Origin of the sequence: Devosia sp. (genome assembly GCF_035944845.1) — a bacterium.
Taxonomy (GTDB): domain Bacteria; phylum Pseudomonadota; class Alphaproteobacteria; order Rhizobiales; family Devosiaceae; genus Devosia_A.
Window position 1 is genome coordinate 40907 of the sequence record NZ_DASZAW010000109.1, and the last position, 19417, is coordinate 60323.

The following is a 19417-nucleotide window of genomic DNA, read 5'->3' on the forward strand; positions in this document are numbered from 1 at the left end:
ACATCGGTCGTCATCGCCATGGCATAACCTATTGTATTACCTAGGTTCCATGAGTTGGTATGTATCTGTCTTTGTTCCTCTTCCATCGGAAGGATGGGTAAATACCGGTGAAACTGATACCGGGTCGGCTCGGGGGAGCTTTCAGTAGTATCAGAAGGTGCAGGGTGAGGGCTTAGGGCATTACCTGAGGCACGCATCGAGCGGCATTGTAGAGCTGTCTTTGTTCCACATATGCAGGGAATTAGCAGAGGCCGGGGCACGGGGGAGTTTGGATACCACCGCTGGTTAGATACCCCTGCGAAAAATTATGAGATTTTAGGTCTCGGCTCTAGCAAGGAGCCCACCCGTTGGGACAGCGAATGGATGCTCCGAGGTTCCGGAGCTCAATCGGGTCGCAGTTCGACAGCCTCGGTTCTGATCAACCGGCACGTGCAGGACGCAAGGTTGGCAGTCGCTCGGCGGACACGTCTCCTCCAATCAGAAATTCGCGCAGGGCAGCCTCTAGTTCTACCTCGCGCTCCGTTTCGCACTGCCAGACAATGAGCACGGCCCATCCCAGAGCACGGAGCTCTGCTACATTGCGCCGATCACGCTGAACATTTACCTCAAACTTCTCCGTCCAAAACGGAACGTTCGACTTCGGCAAGCTAGCTTTCTTGCATTGTTCATGCCGATGCCAAAAGCAGCCGTGAACAAATATCGCTCTACGACGCGAGGGAAAGACTATGTCGGGTGTGCCGGGCAAGTCACGTCGATGCAATCGATAACGAAAGCCCAAGCGGTGCAACAAACGCCGCACAGAAAGCTCAGGGCCGCTATTTTTGCCTCGAACTTTCCCCATTAGCGCCGATCGGGCCGCAGGTGTCAGGCGGTCTACCATTAGGCCGCAGCAGAGGATGGCTCAGCCATACGACTGGCTAGGAGGGACAAAAGTGAACGAGCCACAACGGGTGAAACGCTGTTCCCGATCATACGGAAGCTGTGCCAGATGGTTGGATGGAACTGGAAACTGTCAGGGAAGCCCTGCAATCGAGCAGCCTCTCGCACGGTGATGACTCGAGGCTCGCTCGGATGTATTGGCCGCACAGCCTGGTATGACCCTTTGTCTGCTCCGGTACCCGCTCTAAGCGTCGGGCATTGCCCGTCCCATGACAGGCGAGGATGGCGACCAATCCTGTCCACCGAGCCCGGCTCTACGGCAGCAAAGCGTTCAATAATGGCGTTCCTATGGGGGGTACGTCGGTGCAGAGTAAACTGCCCGGTAGCGCTCCGCATGCGCAAAGCGTAGTCGCTCGGTCTATCCTGATCCGCATATGCCCAGAGGTCGTCACCTGTCGACACTTGCTCAGCATTAGCTAGGTCACCGATGGCGTCGCCCACTGTTGTCGCTGGTGTTCGAAGTTGATCGAGGTCGGTAACATCAATATTGTCAACGTACTCACGATCGTATCCGATGACAAACACCCTCTCACGTCTCGTTGCTGCTCCCATTTGTGCAGCATCGACGATGATTGGATCGAGTATCTTGTAGCGGTTCCGTATTCCGTCCAAAGCATCATCTAGAATGTGTCTGTTTTTACTGAATACTAATCCCTTTACATTCTCCATCACGAAAAATCGTGGCCCGACGTCTTTTACCAGGCGGAAGAAATGGCCAACCAACTCCCTGCGCGGGTCAGAAGGATCGGACCTGCCGATTGAGCTAAACCCTTGACAGGGCGGCCCACCTATTATCCCGTCAATACTAACGCCAACGCGATCAGCTATCGCATCGGCACTGACTTTGCCTATGTCGGCCAAGAGAAGTTCGCCGCCAGCGAAATTGCGGTTATGCGAGCTCGTCAGAATGGGATCGATGTCCACTGAAAGCGGAACCGCGAAGCCAGCCTGCCTAGCGCCCAGCCCGAATCCGGAGCAGCCACAGAAGAGGTCTAAAATTGCAGGTTGTGGGGGAGTCATCATGGTCTATGGAATAGCATCGCTCAGAGTCGGTGTCGATCGGGCGCGAGAGAGAAGACGTGGGGGAAAGAGTGTCGACTGAGGTGACCGATGGTACCGTATCTGCGCAGCCAACCAAGCGGTTCTTTGTGTCCATGCTTACACGGGACATCGCACTGGAGGATGCGATACTCGATCTGCTGGATAACTGCATAGATGGGGTGGTACGAACCATCGCTCCCAAAGAGAACGATGAAAAACCGTATGCTGGATATCACGCACACGTCACGATGACCCCCGAAGGGTTCACGATCCAAGACAATTGCGGTGGCATCAACAGAGATACCCTGGTCAAAGCTTTTCGAATGGGACGCATCGATCCCGCTACCACCGGCGCTGCGACTGTGGGGATGTACGGCATCGGCATGAAGCGTGCGATCTTCAAGTTGGGCACTTCCAGCGTCGTTGCCTCCAGAACGACAGACTTCGGCTTCCGAGTTACGATCAGCTCCAAGTGGATGGATGACCCAGACGACTGGCGACTACCGGTTGATGACCTTCCCGTAGACGACCCCTTGGCAACTGGCACACGTATCACTGTGAACAGTCTTAGGGATGACGTCGCTGCGCGCTTCGATGAGAAGAATGACAACTTCATCGAGCACTTTCGAAGCAGCCTAAGCGCTCATTTCGCTATTATTTTGGGCAAGGGTTTCGAAGTTAAGATCAACGGAACGAGTGTCGATCCAAGCCAGTTCACGTTGTTGGCCGAGGCAGATGTCGCCCACGATTTGAAAGCCAAGACACCTCAGCTAAAACCTTACGTCTTTAATGGCGTAATTGATGGTGTGTCCGTGGAGATATACGCAGGTTTGTATCGTCAGCTTCCCACCGAGCAGGAGATCGAGCAGGAAGAGGAGGTGCGAGCCACTAGAGACAACGCGGGCTGGACCATAGTCTGCAACGACAGAGTGGTCGTTCATAATGACAAGACACGCCTGACCGGTTGGGGTGAGGCAGGGGTTCCTGCTTTCCACGGGCAATTTATGTCGTTCGGAGGCGTAGTTGTTCTGAGGTCGAGCGATCTTTGGAAGCTTCCACTGACGACGACTAAACGCGGTCTTGACGCTTCGAGCAACCTGTTCTCCGTCGTCAAAGATTACATGCGAGAGGCCACGAAGTCTTTCACCTCGTTCACGAACAAATGGAAGCGCAATCCTCAGGAGCGAACCGCTCTTTATAAAACTGCCACTCCTCTGAGCCTATCACAGTTGCGCACTGTAACTGCCAGTTACCCAATGACGGCCACTCGCAAGACGGAGAACTCCACAAAGTTCGTTCCGAATCTTCCGGTTCCGCCTTCGGATCAATCGATTGTCCGCATCTCCTATACTCGTGATAGATCGCAGTTCCAAAAGGTCGCCTTGTATCTGTTCGACGACGCCTCCGCTCAGCCCCGCGAAGTCGGAGAGGCCTCATTTGACAAGCTACTCTCTCAGGCGAGCATCGGCTGACTATGGGCGGCTCAACTGTACCGTATGCCCTCAGGCAGAACAAATTTGTCGACCGCAGAATTTATATCGACCTGCTCAGCCGAGTTGAGCGATATTTTACCGTGGACGATCACGTTTACATAAGCATGGGGGGAGCCACTCTAGAAGACCACCGACTCGCTCACGCAGAGTTGGGGATGAACCGCCTACTATCGTTCGATTCTGAGACGTGGGTGGTAGCCAGACAACGCTTTAACAAGCCCTACGACTATATCAAGGTCATTCAATCTACCAGTACCGACCTGATATCCAACTTCTCCCATACTTTGGAAGAGAATGGATTTGGGGCTGCGCCCAATGTCGCGATGTGGCTCGATTTCACCTCACCAGGTGAGATCGGTCAACAGGTGCGGGAATTCAACCAGTTACTCGATCTGCTGCAGCCACATGACATCCTGCGCATAACAGTAAATGCTAGCGCCAGCGCGATATACCGGCCGGAAAAAGTGGATGGAAGGGCCGAACGAGAGGACGAGTTCAAGCCGAAGCGCTTGAAGAAGCTGCAAGAACGGCTTGGAGATTACCTGCCAACGGATGCAGCCCCCGACGATATGGTAGACAGCAACCTGGGAAAGGTCCTCGCGCAGTCGTTGGAGAAGGCTGCGAAAGAGGCGTTTCCCGCGTCATCAAAGCTGATCGCGGTCCCCTTGTCCCTCGTGCGCTATGCGGACGGACAGCAGATGCTGTCTGCAACTACTGTAATTTTGGACCGCGGGGAGGTCGACGCGTTTTTGGAGAAGACAAAAGCAAAGGCCTGGCCCTTTTACTCAGCAACTTGGACTGACATTCATCTTATATCAGTTCCAGAGTTCACCATGCGAGAGCGTATGTTGATAGGTTCAAAAGTCTCTGGCGCAAGTGAGGGGGACATTTGTACCGAGCTGGGATTTCTCTTCAATAACGACAAAGGGGACGCGGAGGAGTACATCCGCCAGTACAAAAGGTACTACCGGTTTTACCCTCATTTCCACCACATAGTCGTATAGCCGCTTATGCTGCGTGACGTTGCGCGGTTTTGCGCAACAGAAATCGAACTCGGTTTGACGGCTAGGTCTCGCGGTCAATTCACTATCGGGATGCAGGGCAAATGCCACTACTCGCACTCTGGAAATCGGACCCGATCTCAGTCGGGGAATTCACGATCGAACAGGTCGTTGCGGCCGCGGGGAATGGCGATCTGAAGGATGGGTCTCTATGCTCCCAAGAGCTACGTTCATACCTTTCCCAAGTCCCGCATGGCCGTCTCGCACAATATATCGAGCACTGTCTGTCCAGTAGCTTCCCGCGCAGCGGCATGGTGCTTCAGGACCTCATCAATGAACTCGGACGACGACTGGAGTATGGCGTTGAGAACGGGCGCTATCAAGGTACCACTAATGCGGTGGGGTTCGACGGTATTTGGACTGCTCCTGAGGAAAACTCCGTCATACTGGAGGTCAAGACAACGGATGCTTACCGGATCTCGCTAGAGACCATTGTAGGCTACCGGGAGCGGCTTCGCCTGTCGGGTCGGATAGCAGGCAGCTGTTCTGTCTTAATTGTCGTGGGACGAGACGATACCGGCGAGCTGGAGGCGCAGGTCAGAGGCTCGCGCCACGCGTGGGACGTTCGCTTGATAAGCGCTGAAGCGTTGTTGAAGCTGGTTCAGCTACGGGACAGCACGGATGATCCCGAGACCGGTCTAAAGATTCGGAGCCTTTTGACACCGCTCGAGTACACCCGACTGGATCAGCTGGTAGACGTCATGTTCAGCGCTGCCACCGACCTGAACGTGACCGAGCAGCTCGGGCAAATCTCTAGCGGTCCACCCTCACAGGAACAACTTCGTGGTTCAGACGAGGCTTCTGAACCTGTTGCGACAAGCACGCTCTCGGAGAAGGGGACGTGGGAATTCACGGATGGTATTACACTTCAGCGGAAGCGAAGCGACATCATCAACGCGATGAGCTCACGCCTGGGAACCCCACTCTCGGCGCGCAGTCGAGCGCTCTACTGGAACGCGTCACACGAGGTGCGAGTGGCGTGTTCGATCTCCAAACGATATACTAAGCGCGGAGCATACCCGTATTAGTACGCATATCACCCGCAATGGGATGAGTTCCTAGCAGAAGCTAGTGACGGCTACCTTGTTCTCGGATGTGTGGACTTGTCATTCGCGTTCGCCGTGCCATGGCGTGTGCTGAAGCCGCTCCTGCCGCTGCTCAACACAACCACAATTGATCGCGGGACATACTGGCACGTTCACTTGGTAGAAGACGGGTCGCGGGGTCACGCCCTCCTGCTTCCAAAGGAGAGTAGGTCGTTACTTCTGTCGCAGTTTGAAGTCGGTCTTGAACAACGGATGCAGCAACCAGTTTGAGCTTCGTTTGGAAGAGCCCAGGCATTTCCAGTGATCAAGGCAATGGCGCGTTAGCCTCCCGTTCGCCTCAGTACTCACGTTGGCCGCCTCATCCCTCACCATCCTAGAGGGAGCCTGCGTTTCTTTCCCGCATAGCAGCTGGACAGCCTGTGTGGACTGCTCTGGTTTGCGGTCCCTTCCTGGTAACTTGGAACGGTACACGTGATGGGAACGCCAGGCTGCCGGTTGCGGTAGCGGCTTCAGCCTTGCAAATCTAGCGATGCACCACGAAGAGTGTCACGCAGGTGAGACAATGATCGTCTCGCAGCCCATCTGCAACCAGGCTATTCCCGCGTTTCAGACCATGGTGGACGCTCCCTCGGCGGCAACCGATTCATGGTGCTGCCCCCTCTCCATCTCCGATAGCGGATATATCGGATGGCCGTGCACTAGCTCGCCACTCCCGTCCTCGGAGAACAATGGATCAATGATAACCCCAACCTCAGTTCCCTCGAATTTGTCTAGCAGTTGATCCACCTGAGCATCTGTAAGGAGGCTCTCCAGGTGACAGGCCGGGAGATGGTATCCAGCGTTACGCCAGTTTTCCATGTGGCGTCCAAGCGCCAGAGGATCACTGATCGCCGGGATGGCGTTGGTCAGGATCACGGGCACCAACGTTTCGGATTCCCTGAGAATCAGCAGCGGCGCATACCAGCTCCTTGGACCTGGGTATCGGGCCGCTTCCCTTGCTTCGTACGGACGTATCCGAACATCAACAATAGCTTGAATTTTCTCGCTTCCGCCCAACTTGCTGACAAGTAGAGACCGAGGACCGAAGGCACGAGTTTGGTCAGAGCAACTAAGCGGATCGCCATCCTTCGTTGACTGCTCAACAGTGGTATTCAGCTTCAAAGCTAGCGCTTCTGCATGCTGCTTTGTGAACCGCTGGATGAGGCCTCGGTTTGAAGTGAGCTGCTCACTCCCATCCTTCATCACCAGTGCAACAACGTACTTTCCAACTTTGTCTTCGAGCGGGGGAATGCCGCCCCAAATGACTGGAGCGATCGCCTGTTTGCTGGCGTTGATGCCGACAAACACTCCGTGTCCTCCGTGGGCTGCATTGAACCACGAGTTCACGTCAAAGTTCACTAGCTCCGGGTTCTCCCCAAACATCTCGCTGTCCGCGCGACCCATGACGCGATCGGTCGGCAGCACACATTCCCTGTGCGATATGCCAAAGGAAAGATCAGGACCGTCTCCATACTCTACGACAGGAGACATGCTCGCCGTAACCGGCAACTCGCAATGAACACATTTGGTCCCATCACGGCTCTGCGCCACGGCCTCTAGGGCCTTTCGGTGTGTCTTTGCACATAGGTCAGTCTCACGGTCTCGGTCATCATTCATTGGGAAGACGATGACTTCTTCCCGCCCTAGGCGTTCGATGTTTTCATCGATGTACCGATTTAGCCCGGTCCACGTTGCGAACCTGCCCCAAAGCTCAAGCTCGTCACCACTGCCGAGTATGATGCGATCACCTTCAAAGCGGAGTCGCGGACGACAGTCGTCATCAAACCGATAGAACTCGAAGAGGCCCAACATACCCGTCTTCATGATAGGTAGGTCGTTGAGGGCGCGGGCGACCACAAGCTCCCGACCCACCTCAAACCCGTCAACGTTCAGCTGTACCCTGAGATATTGGTGCTCTGTCGCGTTGATCGCCTGAGGCGCCACGACCTTTAGGTGACTGTACGTTTTCTCTATGTCCGACAGATCGACAGTTAGCCGGCGCCGCGCCCATTCCAAGCAGTCGGCAACGAGCTTCCCCCACATCTCGGATGGAGCAGCGTATCCCTTGGCATGTAGAGCGAGTACGAGGGCCTGCTCCAGCGACGAGTTCGGGTCGATGTCCAGTACGATCACGTAGGACTTCGAGAGCAGCATACGCGCCCAAGGCTCGTCGGCTCCTCCATAGAGTTGGTCTAGTATGCTCAGAATGGCCGTCAGAACCTCTGAGTAGGTATCAACGATCGCCTTCGGCTGATCACGTTCAAACACCTGGGGCGAACAGTCCCTTGCGGCGTTGAGAGCTGCCAACAAATCGCCCGTAATACGCTTCGATGCTGTACTCGACGTAACAAGATAGTAGCTCTCGTCAACTCCCCCGTCCGAGCGCATCTCGTGAGCGACGAACTGCTTCACGACAGAAACAAACTCGGCATTCGCAAGCGTGGAAAACGAGATGGTTCGCTTGGCTTGGAAGGCTGCTCGTTTCCCGCTGTCAAACGCAACCTGCAGGTCATCGACCGCTTCGTTGGTCTCCATCGAAACCTTCAAAGGGATGCCATGCGGCACTGCTGGCATAGCCATCTGTGTCATACGACACGCTACGAAATACGCTGCAACTCTTGCCTGGAATCCCGCACCGGACGCCACCGACGCGCCAGCGCCTGATCTAACGGCCATAAATTCCCCTGTAGTGTAGCTCGCCCTCGGTGCCGCGCTTCGTCCAACTTTGGCCGCCCGCCCTGGCCGCTTCCTGGGAGCCCTCTCCGCCATGAACTGCGCAAACGTGGATCGCGCCTTGGTCCTTCAGTGAGAAACTCGCGAGCAACCTTGCCAACCACACCAGCGCCTCTTTAGGCTCCCGCTCAAACGAGGTTGGAAAAGCAATGGCAACGGTTGTCGCATTTATCAGCGAAAAGGGCGGCGTGGGCAAGACAACCGCGAGCTATCACATCGCAATCGCACTTAATCGATTTCACCAGAAAAAGGTACTCGTCGTTGATGCAGACTATCAGCGCGGCGGGATTTCGGGACGCTTCTTTCCTGACCTAATAGAGAAGTTCGCATCAGGTGAGTCTCCTGGGACAACCCTCTTTCATAAATATCAACAACTGTACAGCGCCGGAGCGCGCACGCCTGACGTCGACATCAGGCAGTGGCGGGATCACTCTACGACAATTGACGTGATAACGGCCGACCCACGCCTATCCACCGTTTCTACTGACAGATTGCCAAGCACAAACAACATAAGACAGAACAATCTATCTCTGCTTGAGCACATGCAGATGATCGATTATGTGCTGACTCCACTCAAGGGCGGGTACGATTACGTTGTAATTGATAGTCACCCGGAGGTATCTGACGTCCTGCGCTCGGTGACTTATGCGGCGACACACTGCGTTTCGCCGGTAAAGTTGGACCGACAATCGTCCATAGGCGTCGCGACCATCATAGGTGAGATCAACAACGTCAACGCGGACGTTGAGATGATTAGCAAGAGCCTTTCAAAGGTAGACTACCAAGACACGCAGTTCTCCGGCTCCATCGGAATGATGGCCAGAGAGTGGGGTGGAGGGCTAAAGCAGACTGAACAGACGGAGTACAACAGGCTTCGTCGTACTGGCGGCGTATTTGACAACTATGTCACGGAGGGTGACGGCCTAAGACAGGCAGCTGCCGGTCGCGTGCCCGTATACGACATCACCGGCGCAAACGCTGACAAGCAATCGGGGCAGTTCCTCGACCTTACGAAAGAGTTCCTATCCAAATGCCCATGACCATCAACGTAAGGCAACTAGCGGAATGGCTAGGGCCGCAGGGCGCATTAGCGGGTCTTGAAAAGAGCACGCTGACGAATTCGGAGTTGATGGTGCTCGCGCGTGAGAATGGCCTATCGGTTGATCCAAAGATGACGCGGCGGCAACTGGCAATTGAACTAGTGATGACGCCGATCCAGAGGATCGACAAACCGACGGAGTTTCTTCTTGGTCTTTCTCAGGACGAGCTGAAGAGGTATTTCACCGAGAGACTTGTTTCGAATTCTGAGCTTTCGACGCTACTGAGCGGTATGGGGATATCTCCAGCAGGAAAACTCCGCGTCAAGCTCGTAGACTACGCAGCTCGCGAGGTAAGTGAGCTTGGAATGTTTCAGCGCGTTGCCAAAGGGCATAGCGACGACAGGAAGCGATAACTGCAGCCAGGCAATCCGGGCGTGCAGACTGTGGTGGGCGTTCCTCCCGGCGAGCCACCATTTCCGACACTGAAAGATTGATAGAGGCGTGGACGGCAACCACGGGGTCTCTAGCCTTGCAAATCTCTCAGGTCAGAGCAAAGGTGGTGCCACGAGGTGAGACAATCCTTGTCTCACTGCCCATCGGCAGCCCAGCCAATCCCGACGTTTCAGGCCTTGGTGGACGCTCCGCTCAGCTCCACCACTTCGATCTCATCACAAATAGCCAAGTAGACACAACGGTCTGGCGGATAGCTTCGCAGGCCGCTGCCCCGCTGTACCTCGCGACTCTGCCGCCGATCCTGTGGACGGCAGCAGCCGATTACCAGGATCCACCCGGACGCTCATCGCGGCGGCCCGTGCGATTTGGGGCGGAGCGGGTCGATCCCGCACCGCCCAGAACCGCCGATTGCCTCTGGAAATGAAGATGGGGGCGGATGGTCCGCCCGCCATCCCGTCGGAGCCTTGAGCCTGGGCGCGATCGCTCCCGTCGGCTACCAGGATCGCTTGTCCCATAGCTCCAGCGCATCGGCGCCGGCAGGAAAGCGCAGTTGCCCCGTCGCGTCGTGCGCGGCCCGCCATACTGCCTCGGCCACATCGCTCTCCCGGGTGGACGCAGCCGGGCGGGCGCCGAACACCTCGGTTGCGTGCGCGGCATAGGCTGCCGGAACGTGGGCGGCAAAGTCGAACGCCGAGTTCTCTGCGAAGCGGGTGCTGAGGCCGAGACCGGGTTCGACCAGCTTCACCTTGAGGCCGAATGGCGCGAGTTCGGGCACCAGTGCTTCCGAGAATCCCTCGATAGCCGTCTTGCTCGCCGTATAGGGCGCAGAGAATGGGAAAGCGGCCAGAGTTGCCGACGAGGTGACGTTCACGAGGATGCCACTGCCCCGCTCGCGCATTGCCGGCAGCACCGCATGGATCATCGCCATCACGCCGAAGGTGTTCGTCTCGAAGATGCGGCGGATGTCGGTCAGCGACGCGGCCTCGAAAGCGCCGCCCATCCCGACCCCGGCATTGTTGACCAGCACGTCGATCGGACCAGCCGCCATGATGCACGCGGCGATGCTCTGGGGGTCGGTGACGTCGAGCGGGAGCAACCGCATGCGATCGGACTGCGGCAGGATGCCGGGTTCGGGCCGGCGCATCGTGGCGATGACGGTCCAGCCCCGCTGGTGAAAATGCTGCGCCGTCTCGCGGCCATAGCCCGAGGATGCGCCGGTGATGAGGATCGTGCTCATGATGGTCTTTCAGTTGGTCTTGCTGAGGAGGCGGCCAAGCCAGTCGCTGCGCGTCCGGCGCGCCACCGCGGATAGCCGGGCTTGCGGAAACAGCGCGTCGAAGCCGTGGAAGCCGCCGGGCCAGACATGCAGCTCGGCTTCACCGCCTGCCGCCCAGATCCGGCTCGCATAGGCGGTGTCTTCGTCACGGAACACTTCGGCCGAACCGGTGTCGATGAAGGTCGGCGGCAGGTTGGCGAGATCGCTCGCCAGCGCCGGCGACACGTAGGCTGGAACCGCCGGGTCGTCGGCGAGCACCGAGCGCCAACCGAAGGCATTGGCATCGCGCGTCCAGGTGGCGGGACCCGCGACGTACTGGGCGCTCGATACAGTGTCATTGCGATGGTCGAGCATGGGGCAGATCAGCACCTGCGCCGCGATCGCCGGACCGCCACGGTCGCGGGCAAGCAGCGTCATACCGGCAGTCAGTCCGCCCCCGGCACTGGCGCCTGCCACGATGATGCGTCCGGGATCGATGCCGAGTTCTGCGGCGTGCGCCGCGACCCACACGAGACCGGCATAGCAGTCCTCGACCAGGGTAGTGCCGCTTGCTTCCGGCGCCAGCCGGTAATCCAGCGTCATTACCACCGCCTCGAAGCGCTCGAGCCAGTCCAGCGGGATGTCGAGATTGGCGAAGCGGTCGCCCATCACCATGCCGCCGCCATGCAGCCAGTAGATGCAGGGCGCGGCGGCATCGAGCCCCGCCGGGCGGAACATCGACAGCGGCAGTTCCGCGCCGTCCGCGGCCGCTATTGTCAGTTCACGCCGTTCGATCGAACGGCCTTCGAGAAACGCTTCGGCCGGCATCCTGTACTGGCGCAGCAGGGGCAGCGTGCCGGCATCGAGCGCCGGCGCCGCCGGCAGTTCCGCCAGGAGCCGGGCCAGTTCGGCGTCGAGAGCGGGGCGAGACAGAGTCATGATATCGTCCTTGGGAAAGCGATGCTCACGCCGAATGGGCGCGAAAGCTGTCGCGGGGATCGGGGGTGCTGGAGCGCCTCAGCCAGCGCCGGAGAGACTCTCCGGCTGGAAAGCGCCGCCAACTGGATGATCTAGAGGGTGGCTTTGCCGCCGAGCGGCACCTCATCGGCATAGCTCGTGTCGGCGACCAGCGGGCCGAACTCGGCGGTGTAGGCTTTCGCCACGTCGCTGGCGAAAAAGCGCCCATGCGCCTCCGCGGTGGACCAGCCCTCGGTGACGAAGACGAGGTCCGGATTGCTGGCTGAACGCCCGATCAGGAAGACGGCGCAATCGTCATTGGCGAGCGAGGGCGCGCGCTTCAGCAGCGCGACGAGGTGGTCGCCTTTGCCCGGATGGGCGGTCATTGCGGCATGAAAGCCGTGCTTGATGATCATTTTTGAGTGTCCTCCGAGCCGGTCGGCCCATTGCTCGCCGGCATCGACACCAAACCACCCCTCGCAGCGAAGGGGGTAGAACCGGGCTATCGTTGACTTGCCTAATCCTACCACACCTGAGAGAATTGTTTGAATGACATCCCCTCCGCGCTATGCAGGCATCATGCAGATCGACGAACTCAGAAGCCTTATCTTGCGGCACGCCCGGCCCGACGGTTCCACACCGGTCGAGGGCGTGATGATCGCGCGGCACGATGCCTCGGAGCACGAGTTCGCGACCAGCGGCACGGTGATGGCGCTTATTGCGCAGGGAGAAAAGCGCATCGCGCTCGGCGAGCGAGTTTATCGCTATGGCGTCGGCCAGTACCTGGTGGCCTCGATCGATCTGCCGATCACCGGGCAGTTCGTCGGCGCCACCCCCGAGCACCCCGCACTCGGCTTCGGCATGCTGCTGCATCCGCCCAGCATTGCCGAGTTGCTGTTGCAGGCAGGGTCAGGCAGCGCCCGCCGAGCCGCCGGCGCGCCGCCCTCCAGCATGATGGTCAGCGACGCCCCGGCAGAACTGCTCGACGCGGTGTTGCGGCTGGTGCGGCTGCTCGACCGGCCCCGCGACCTCGATGTGCTGGCGCCGCTGATCAAACGTGAAATCCTGTGGTGGCTGATCGTCGGAGACCAGGGCGCGGCGGTACGCCAGCTCGGTCTCGCCGACAGCAGTCTGAGCCATGTCGCCCGCGCCGTCCGCTGGATACGGGAGCACTATTCCCGCTCGTTCCGCGTCGAGGAGGTTGCCGAAGTCTGCGGCATGAGCGCCTCGGCTTTCTACCGCAATTTCCAGGCGGTGACGGCGATGAGTCCCATCCAGTTCCAGAAGCAGATCCGCCTGCAGGAGGCCCGGCTGCAGCTGGTGGCGCATCCTGATGATGTGGCAGGTGTTGGCTTCCGGGTCGGCTATGAAAGCCCCTCGCAATTCAGCCGCGAGTATCGCCGACAGTTCGGCGCCCCTCCCAGTCTGGACGCCGAGAGGTTGCGGGGCCTCACCACAGGCGCCGCGCCTGCGGTCGTGTAGTAGGGCTCGGCTCGAGACCGCGGGCCAAGTGCCGACACCGGATGCAAGCCGAAAGACACCATGGCGCCTGGTGTTCACAGCGGACCTTCCGATCGTTGACGACACCAGACGTCGCAAGGCTTCGCGCCCGCTAGACCGCCACGCACGACTCGCGGATCTGCAGACGCGGCGGGATGCGGATCACCTCCGGCGCCGCATCGTCGCCGGCGATCCGCGCCAAAAGCCGCTCGGAGGCGCGGGCGCTGATGGTGGCGATGTCCTGATGCAGTGAGGTGATGCTCGGCGCCCAGCCCTCGGCCGGATGAAACCCGTCGAAGCTGATCACCGAGACGTCGTGCGGCACCGACAGTCCGATATTCTTCAGCCCCGCCATGGTGCCGAGCAGCTGCGCGATATTGATACAGGCGATCGCCGTGGGCGGCGCACCGATGTTCATCAGCTGCTGCACCGCCGTGAAGGCATGATCGAACTTGTAGCAGGAGCGCCGCACCAGATCTTCACGGACCGGGACACCGGCTGCCGCCATGGTCTCGCAGAAGCCGTCGAAGCGCTCGTCCGACGGCGAGATGCCCGGCCGCCCGACGAGAAATGCGATATTGCGGTGCCCCAGCGTCAACAGGTGCCGGGTAACGAGCTGGGCCCCCAGGTGATTGTCGTCGGCCACCGCGTCGAACCGGCTGCCCGGGATGACGCGGTCGACCAGCACGGCCGGCGTGCGGATCGCCGCGGCGAGCCGCGTGGCATAGTCCGGGCCGTGGCTGGTCGGGGCGACGATCAGGCCGGCGACCCGGTGGGCCGAGAACAGCTCGATCTCGCGGAACTCGCGCTCCGGATCATCCTCGTTGCTGGCGAACAGCATGTTGTAGCCACGGCCCGACAAAGCCGATTGCATCGCCTTGGCGAGATGCGCCGCCCACGGCGTGGCGATATCGGGCACGATCAGGCCTACGGTATCGGAGACGCCTCTTCGGAGATTTCGCGCCACCGGATCGGGATGATAGCCCGCCTCTTCCACCGCCGCCCAGACCCGCGCTCGCAGCTCCTCGCTCACCGGTGCGGTGCCGTTGAGCGTGGCCGACACCGTGGTGATCGAGACATTGGCGATGCGCGCGACGTCGCGAATGGTGGGCATGCGGCACTCCGAACCTTGCCTCTTCAACCCCACACAAAACGTTACGTCAACGCCGGACGGCCACTCTGCTCCCAGGATTCGCCCGATTCCTCACCGGCGCAGGGGGCGCATACGACCTAAGGGGACTTGCGCATCCATTGCAGCAAGGCTAGACACAAAACGTTACGCGTAGACGAAATCGACATTCCGTTGAACAAATCGCCGGAAGCGACGCGAGGATAACGTAACGTTTTGTGCCGCCGAACCGGGCGGTTGGGAGGGAAGTTCATGAGACTGAAATCACTGGCCATAGCCGGCCTTGCCGCCATGCTGATGGCAGGCACCTTCGGCGCAACCGCCGAGGAGGTGCTGCGACTGCGCATGAATGGCGACATCAACTCGGTCGACCCGATCGCCACGACCAATTTCACCATCCGCAACAGCGCCTACCTGATCTACGACACGCTGTTCGCGCTCGACGCCGATTTCAAGGTGCAGCCACAGATGGCTGAGGGCGTCGCCATCTCCGACGACCAGCTGACCTACACCATCACCCTGCGCGACGGGCTGAAGTTCCACGACGGCGCCGCCGTCACCGCCGCCGACGCCGTGGCTTCGCTTGAGCGCTGGGGCAAGGTCGACGGGCTGGGCAAGATCCTGTTCTCCAAGCACGAGTCGCTGACCGCCACCGACGACAAGACCATCGTGCTCAAGATGAAGGAGCCCTGGGCTCAGGTACTGCCGGCGCTGGGCAAGATCTCGTCCAACGTGCCGTTCATCATGCCGGCCCGCCTTGCCGCCAACGATCCGACCACCCCGGTGACCGAAGCCATCGGCTCGGGGCCCTTCCGCATGGTTGCCGAGGAGTGGGTGCCGGGCAGCGTCGCGGTCTATGAAAAGTTCGCCGATTACGTGCCCCGCTCCGAGCCCGCCAGCATGGCGGCCGGTGGCAAGGTCGCCAAATTCGACCGCATCGAGATCCGCTACATTCCGGACTCGTCACAGGCTGTGGACGCCTTGCTGAACGGCGAGATCGACTGGATCGAAGACGTCGCCGCCGACCTGATCCCGCTGTTCGAGGGCAGCGAGTCCGCCCATGTCTTCGCCAATCCGCAGGCCGGCAACAGCCTGCAGCTGGTGGTCAACCACCTCAACCCGCCCTTCGATAACCCGAGGGTGCGCGAGGCGCTGCAATGGGCGCTCGAACCGACGCCGTTCATGCAGGCGATCTTCGGCGAGCAGACCCAGCTCTACCAGATCTGCGTCGCTATCTTCTTCTGCGGCTCGCCCTACGAAAGCACGGCCAACACCGACCGCATCATGACCCGCGACCCGGCCAGGACGAAGGCGCTGCTGGCCGAGGCCGGCTATGACGGCACGCCGGTGTTCCTGCCGCACGTCACCGATATCCCGTTTCACGACCACGCCTATTCGGTACTCAAACCCATGCTCGAGGAAGCCGGCTTCGTGGTGGACGAGCAGATGACCGACTGGGCCTCGGTCTCGACCCGTCGCGCCAGCAAGGAGCCCGTTGCCAATGGCGGCTGGAACCTGTTCTTCACCGGCTGGGGCTATGTCGACCAATCCAACCCGATGACCAACGTCTACGTCGCCGGCGCCGGCCTCGACGGCTGGTTCGGTTGGGCCGATTCCGCCGAGTTGCGCGCCCTGCGCACGACGTTCGCCGAAACCTCGGACGCTGCCGAGCAGAAGGCATTGGCCGATCAGATGCAGACCATCGCCTATGACCTCGTGCCGTTCGTGCCGCTCGGGCAGGCCTCGCTCGCTCAGGGCGTCGCCTCCAACCTCGAAGGCTTCATCGACAGCCCGGTGCCGTTCTTCTGGAATGTGAGCCGCAAGCAGTAAGCTGGCTTTCTGCGCCGCCCGGACCGGTTCCGGGCGGCGCCTGCCAGGGAGGTTGTTCGTGTTCGCCTATCTTGCTGGCCGGGTGCTCTCGGCCATCCCCATTCTGCTGCTGGTCGCCATCTTCATCTTTTCGCTGGTCAACCTGACGCCGGGCGATCCGGCCCTGCTGATTGCCGGCGACAACGCCACCCCGGCGCAGGTGGAGCAGATCCGCGAGCGCCTGCACCTCAACGAACCGCTGCCGACGCGGTTCGCCATCTGGGCCGGCAACGCGCTGCAGCTCGACCTCGGCACCTCGATCTATTCCGGCCAACCGGTGACGAGGCTGATCGCCCAGCGCATCGAGCCGACTTTCGTGCTCGCGGCGGTCACCATCATCATCACCGTGCTGCTGGCCGTGCCGCTCGGCGTCATCGCCGCCTGGAAGGCCAACAGCTGGATCGACCGCGCCATCATGGGCTTTGCGGTACTCGGCTTTTCCGTGCCGGTCTTCGTCATCGGGTACCTGCTCGCCTATGTGTTTTCGGTGAACCTCAAATGGTTTCCGGTGCAGGGCTACAGCCCGCTGGCCGACGGGCCGCTCGACACCTTGCGCAGCGTGCTGCTGCCGGCCGTGGCGCTGGCCATGGTGTTCGCGGCACTGATCGCGCGGGTGACCCGCGCCGCCATGCTCGAAGTGCTGACCGAGAACCATATCCGCACCGCACGCGCCAAGGGCTTGCCGACGCTGCGCATCCTGATCGTCCATGCCCTCAAAAATGCCGGTGTCCCGGTGGTGACGGTGATCGGCATCGGCATCGCCACCCTGGTGGGCGGCGTGGTGGTGACGGAATCGGTGTTCAACATCCCCGGCATCGGCCGCCTCACCGTCGATGCCATCACCCGGCGCGACTATCCGATCGTCCAGGGGGTGATCCTGTTTTTTGCTGCCGTGCTGATCGTCATCAACATCCTGGTCGACATGAGCTACGCGCTGCTCGACCCGCGCGTGCGGGGCTAAGGGAATGAGCCTCGCCGATACCGCCCACCCGGCCCCCACGCCCCTGTCGCGCGCGCTGCACCATGCCCGCCTTAACCCCGCGACGGTGATCTGCTGCGCGCTGCTGCTGGGCTTCGTGCTGATTGCGATCTTCGCTCCGTTGCTCGCCGGCGATCCCATAAAGATCGACCCGGCGCAGCGGCTGAAACCACCCAGCGACACCGCGATCTGGGGTCGCGACCACCTGGGCCGCGACGTCTATGCCCGCGCCGTCTACGGCACGCGAGTGTCGATGCTGGTCGGCTTCTCGGTCGCTATCCTCGTCACCATCCTTGGGGTCTCGATCGGCATCTACGCGGGGTTGAGCCAGATCGGTGGCGCAGTGGTGATGCGCCTCACCGACGCGATGATGGCCATCCCTGCCGTCCTCCTCGCCATCGCCTTCGCCTCGCTGATGAATGCCGGGCTGCTGACGGTGATCATCGCCATCACCATTCCCGAGGTGCCCCGCATGGTGCGGCTGGTGCGATCGGTGGTGCTGGGGGTGCGGCAGCAACTGCACGTCACCGCCGCCATCTCGATCGGCACCTCGGGGCTGCCGCTGGTCTGGCGCCATATCCTGCCCAACACGCTGGGGCCGGTGCTGGTGCAGGCGACCTATGCCTGTGCCTCGGCGATCATCGCCTCGGCCGTGCTCAGCTTCCTCGGCGTCGGACTGTCGCCCGAGGTGCCGAGCTGGGGCGGCATGATGGCCGACGCGCGCCAGCAGTTCCGCATCCACCCGGTGCTGATGCTCTATCCCGGCCTGCTGCTGTCGCTGCTGGTGCTGGCGGTCAACATCCTCGGCGACCGGTTGAGCGACGCGCTCGACCCGCGCAAATCGCGGAGGTCGACCCTGTGAGCAACATCATCGACGTCGAGAACCTGAGCCTCGAGTTCCTGAGCGGCGAACAGCGCGTCTACGCCCTCGACAATGTGTCGTTCTCGGTGGCGCGGGGCGAGACGCTGAGCCTCGTTGGGGAAAGCGGCTGCGGCAAGAGCGTGACCGCCATGGCCATGATGGGGCTGCTGCCCAAAGCCAGCGCCCGTATCACCTCGGGCCGCATCCGCATGGCCGGGACCGAGCTTGTCGGCTTGCCGGAACGGCAACTGCAGCAGATCCGCGGCAACCGCATCGGCATGGTGTTCCAGGACCCGATGACCTCGCTCAACCCGGTGCACACAATCGGCATGCAGATTGCCGAGGCAGTGCGGCGGCACAAGCCGGTGAGCCGCACAGAGGCGATGCAGCGGGCTCGCCAGATGCTGGACCTGGTTCGGATCCCCGATGCCGGAAACCGGTTGACCGCATACCCGCATGAACTGTCGGGCGGGCAACGGCAACGCGTGATGATCGCCATGGCGCTGGCCTGCGACCCGGAGCTGCTGATCGCCGACGAGCCGACCACGGCGCTCGACGTCACGGTGCAGGCGCAGATTCTCGAACTGATCGCCGATCTCAAGGCCGAACTGGGGATGAGCGTGCTGCTGATCACCCACGATCTGGGTGTCGTCGCAGCGACTGCCGATCGGATGATGGTGATGTATGCCGGGCGCATCGTCGAGGAGGGTGCGGTGGAGCGCATCTTCGCCCGTCCGTCGCACGGCTATACCGCCGCCCTGCTCCGCTCGCTGCCCGGCCACGGTACCGGCCGCCGCGGTCGGCTGACCGAGATCGCCGGTACGGTTCCGAGGCTCGACCGACAGCTTGCAAGTTGCCTCTTCGCGCCGCGCTGCGGCTTTGCCGAAGCCGCCTGCAGCGCATCACTGCCACCATCTCGACAGGTGGAGGCCGGCCACCGCTCAGCCTGCATCCGCGAGGCGGCGGTGTTCGATGCCATGCGCGACAACGACATCGTCAAGGGCTGGACATCGTGAGGAGC

At 60.6% G+C, this 19417-nt stretch carries 17 protein-coding genes; 10 read left to right on the forward strand and 7 right to left on the reverse strand.

All coding sequences use genetic code 11. The features are described from left to right. Positions 1–418: 418 nt before the first annotated feature. On the reverse strand, positions 419–880 hold the full coding sequence (locus tag VGV07_RS21400; RefSeq protein ID WP_326870766.1) for a very short patch repair endonuclease: 462 nt from the start codon (positions 878–880) through the stop codon (positions 419–421). Beyond that, a complete protein-coding gene (locus VGV07_RS21405; protein ID WP_326870767.1) occupies positions 880–1962 on the reverse strand; it encodes a DNA cytosine methyltransferase in 1083 nt (360 codons plus the stop codon). Before VGV07_RS21405 ends, VGV07_RS21400 begins: the two co-directional genes overlap by 1 nt. An 80-nt stretch (positions 1963–2042) precedes the next feature. Here VGV07_RS21405 and VGV07_RS21410 point away from each other — a divergent pair, with 80 nt between their 5' ends. The 3 genes from VGV07_RS21410 (at position 2043) to VGV07_RS21420 (ending at position 5562) form a co-directional block, all read left to right on the forward strand. Beyond that, positions 2043–3452, forward strand: coding sequence for an ATP-binding protein (locus VGV07_RS21410; protein WP_326870768.1), 1410 nt, complete (start codon positions 2043–2045; stop codon positions 3450–3452). 2 nt (positions 3453–3454) lie between these two features. Then, positions 3455–4477, forward strand: coding sequence for an O-methyltransferase (locus VGV07_RS21415; protein WP_326870769.1), 1023 nt, complete (start codon positions 3455–3457; stop codon positions 4475–4477). A gap of 101 nt (positions 4478–4578) precedes the next feature. After that, a complete protein-coding gene (locus VGV07_RS21420) occupies positions 4579–5562 on the forward strand; it encodes a hypothetical protein (RefSeq protein ID WP_326870770.1) in 984 nt (327 codons plus the stop codon). 624 nt (positions 5563–6186) lie between these two features. Here the strand turns inward: VGV07_RS21420 and VGV07_RS21425 are convergent. Beyond that, positions 6187–8154 carry a hypothetical protein gene (locus tag VGV07_RS21425; protein WP_326870771.1) on the reverse strand — a complete coding sequence of 656 codons (1968 nt, stop codon included), beginning with the start codon at positions 8152–8154 and terminating at the stop codon, positions 6187–6189. 347 nt (positions 8155–8501) lie between these two features. On the opposite strand from VGV07_RS21425, the gene VGV07_RS21430 reads away from it, so the two are divergent. Together VGV07_RS21430 and VGV07_RS21435 are read left to right on the forward strand one after the other, a co-directional pair. Then, the gene (locus VGV07_RS21430; protein WP_326870772.1) at positions 8502–9392 is read left to right on the forward strand and encodes a ParA family protein; all 891 of its coding nucleotides are present in this window, start codon (positions 8502–8504) and stop codon (positions 9390–9392) included. Next, on the forward strand, positions 9383–9805 hold the full coding sequence (locus tag VGV07_RS21435) for a hypothetical protein (RefSeq protein WP_326870773.1): 423 nt from the start codon (positions 9383–9385) through the stop codon (positions 9803–9805). The genes VGV07_RS21430 and VGV07_RS21435 overlap by 10 nt, the downstream gene beginning before the upstream one ends. A 533-nt stretch (positions 9806–10338) precedes the next feature. Here VGV07_RS21435 and VGV07_RS21440 read toward each other — a convergent pair. The 3 genes from VGV07_RS21440 to VGV07_RS21450 form a co-directional block, all read right to left on the reverse strand. Beyond that, a complete protein-coding gene (locus VGV07_RS21440; protein WP_326870774.1) occupies positions 10339–11082 on the reverse strand; it encodes an SDR family oxidoreductase in 744 nt (247 codons plus the stop codon). A 9-nt stretch (positions 11083–11091) separates the two neighbouring features. Continuing rightward, positions 11092–12039, reverse strand: a complete 948-nt coding sequence (locus VGV07_RS21445) for an alpha/beta hydrolase (RefSeq protein WP_326870775.1) — start codon at positions 12037–12039, stop codon at positions 11092–11094. Between the two features lie 131 nt (positions 12040–12170). Beyond that, positions 12171–12473: a putative quinol monooxygenase gene (locus VGV07_RS21450; protein WP_326870776.1), complete on the reverse strand. Its 303-nt coding sequence runs from the start codon at positions 12471–12473 to the stop codon at positions 12171–12173. A 133-nt stretch (positions 12474–12606) separates the two neighbouring features. Here VGV07_RS21450 and VGV07_RS21455 point away from each other — a divergent pair, with 133 nt between their 5' ends. After that, positions 12607–13539 carry an AraC family transcriptional regulator gene (locus VGV07_RS21455; RefSeq protein ID WP_326870777.1) on the forward strand — a complete coding sequence of 311 codons (933 nt, stop codon included), beginning with the start codon at positions 12607–12609 and terminating at the stop codon, positions 13537–13539. 130 nt (positions 13540–13669) lie between these two features. Here the strand turns inward: VGV07_RS21455 and VGV07_RS21460 are convergent, their stop codons facing one another. Next, entirely contained in the window at positions 13670–14671 is a 1002-nt protein-coding gene (locus VGV07_RS21460) for a LacI family DNA-binding transcriptional regulator (protein ID WP_326870778.1), read from the reverse strand. Between the two features lie 267 nt (positions 14672–14938). Here VGV07_RS21460 and VGV07_RS21465 point away from each other — a divergent pair, with 267 nt between their 5' ends. The 4 genes from VGV07_RS21465 to VGV07_RS21480 are packed head-to-tail and all read left to right on the forward strand — an operon-like array spanning position 14939 to position 19412. Continuing rightward, the gene (locus VGV07_RS21465; RefSeq protein WP_326870779.1) at positions 14939–16516 is read left to right on the forward strand and encodes an ABC transporter substrate-binding protein; all 1578 of its coding nucleotides are present in this window, start codon (positions 14939–14941) and stop codon (positions 16514–16516) included. A gap of 58 nt (positions 16517–16574) precedes the next feature. Continuing rightward, positions 16575–17516, forward strand: a complete 942-nt coding sequence (locus tag VGV07_RS21470; RefSeq protein WP_326870780.1) for an ABC transporter permease — start codon at positions 16575–16577, stop codon at positions 17514–17516. Positions 17517–17520: 4 nt separating this feature from the next. Then, positions 17521–18396, forward strand: coding sequence for an ABC transporter permease (locus tag VGV07_RS21475; RefSeq protein WP_326870781.1), 876 nt, complete (start codon positions 17521–17523; stop codon positions 18394–18396). Further along, positions 18393–19412 (forward strand): ABC transporter ATP-binding protein, encoded by a 1020-nt coding sequence (locus VGV07_RS21480; RefSeq protein WP_414649986.1) that lies wholly within the window; start codon positions 18393–18395, stop codon positions 19410–19412. The genes VGV07_RS21475 and VGV07_RS21480 overlap by 4 nt, the downstream gene beginning before the upstream one ends. Positions 19413–19417: the final 5 nt, after the last annotated feature.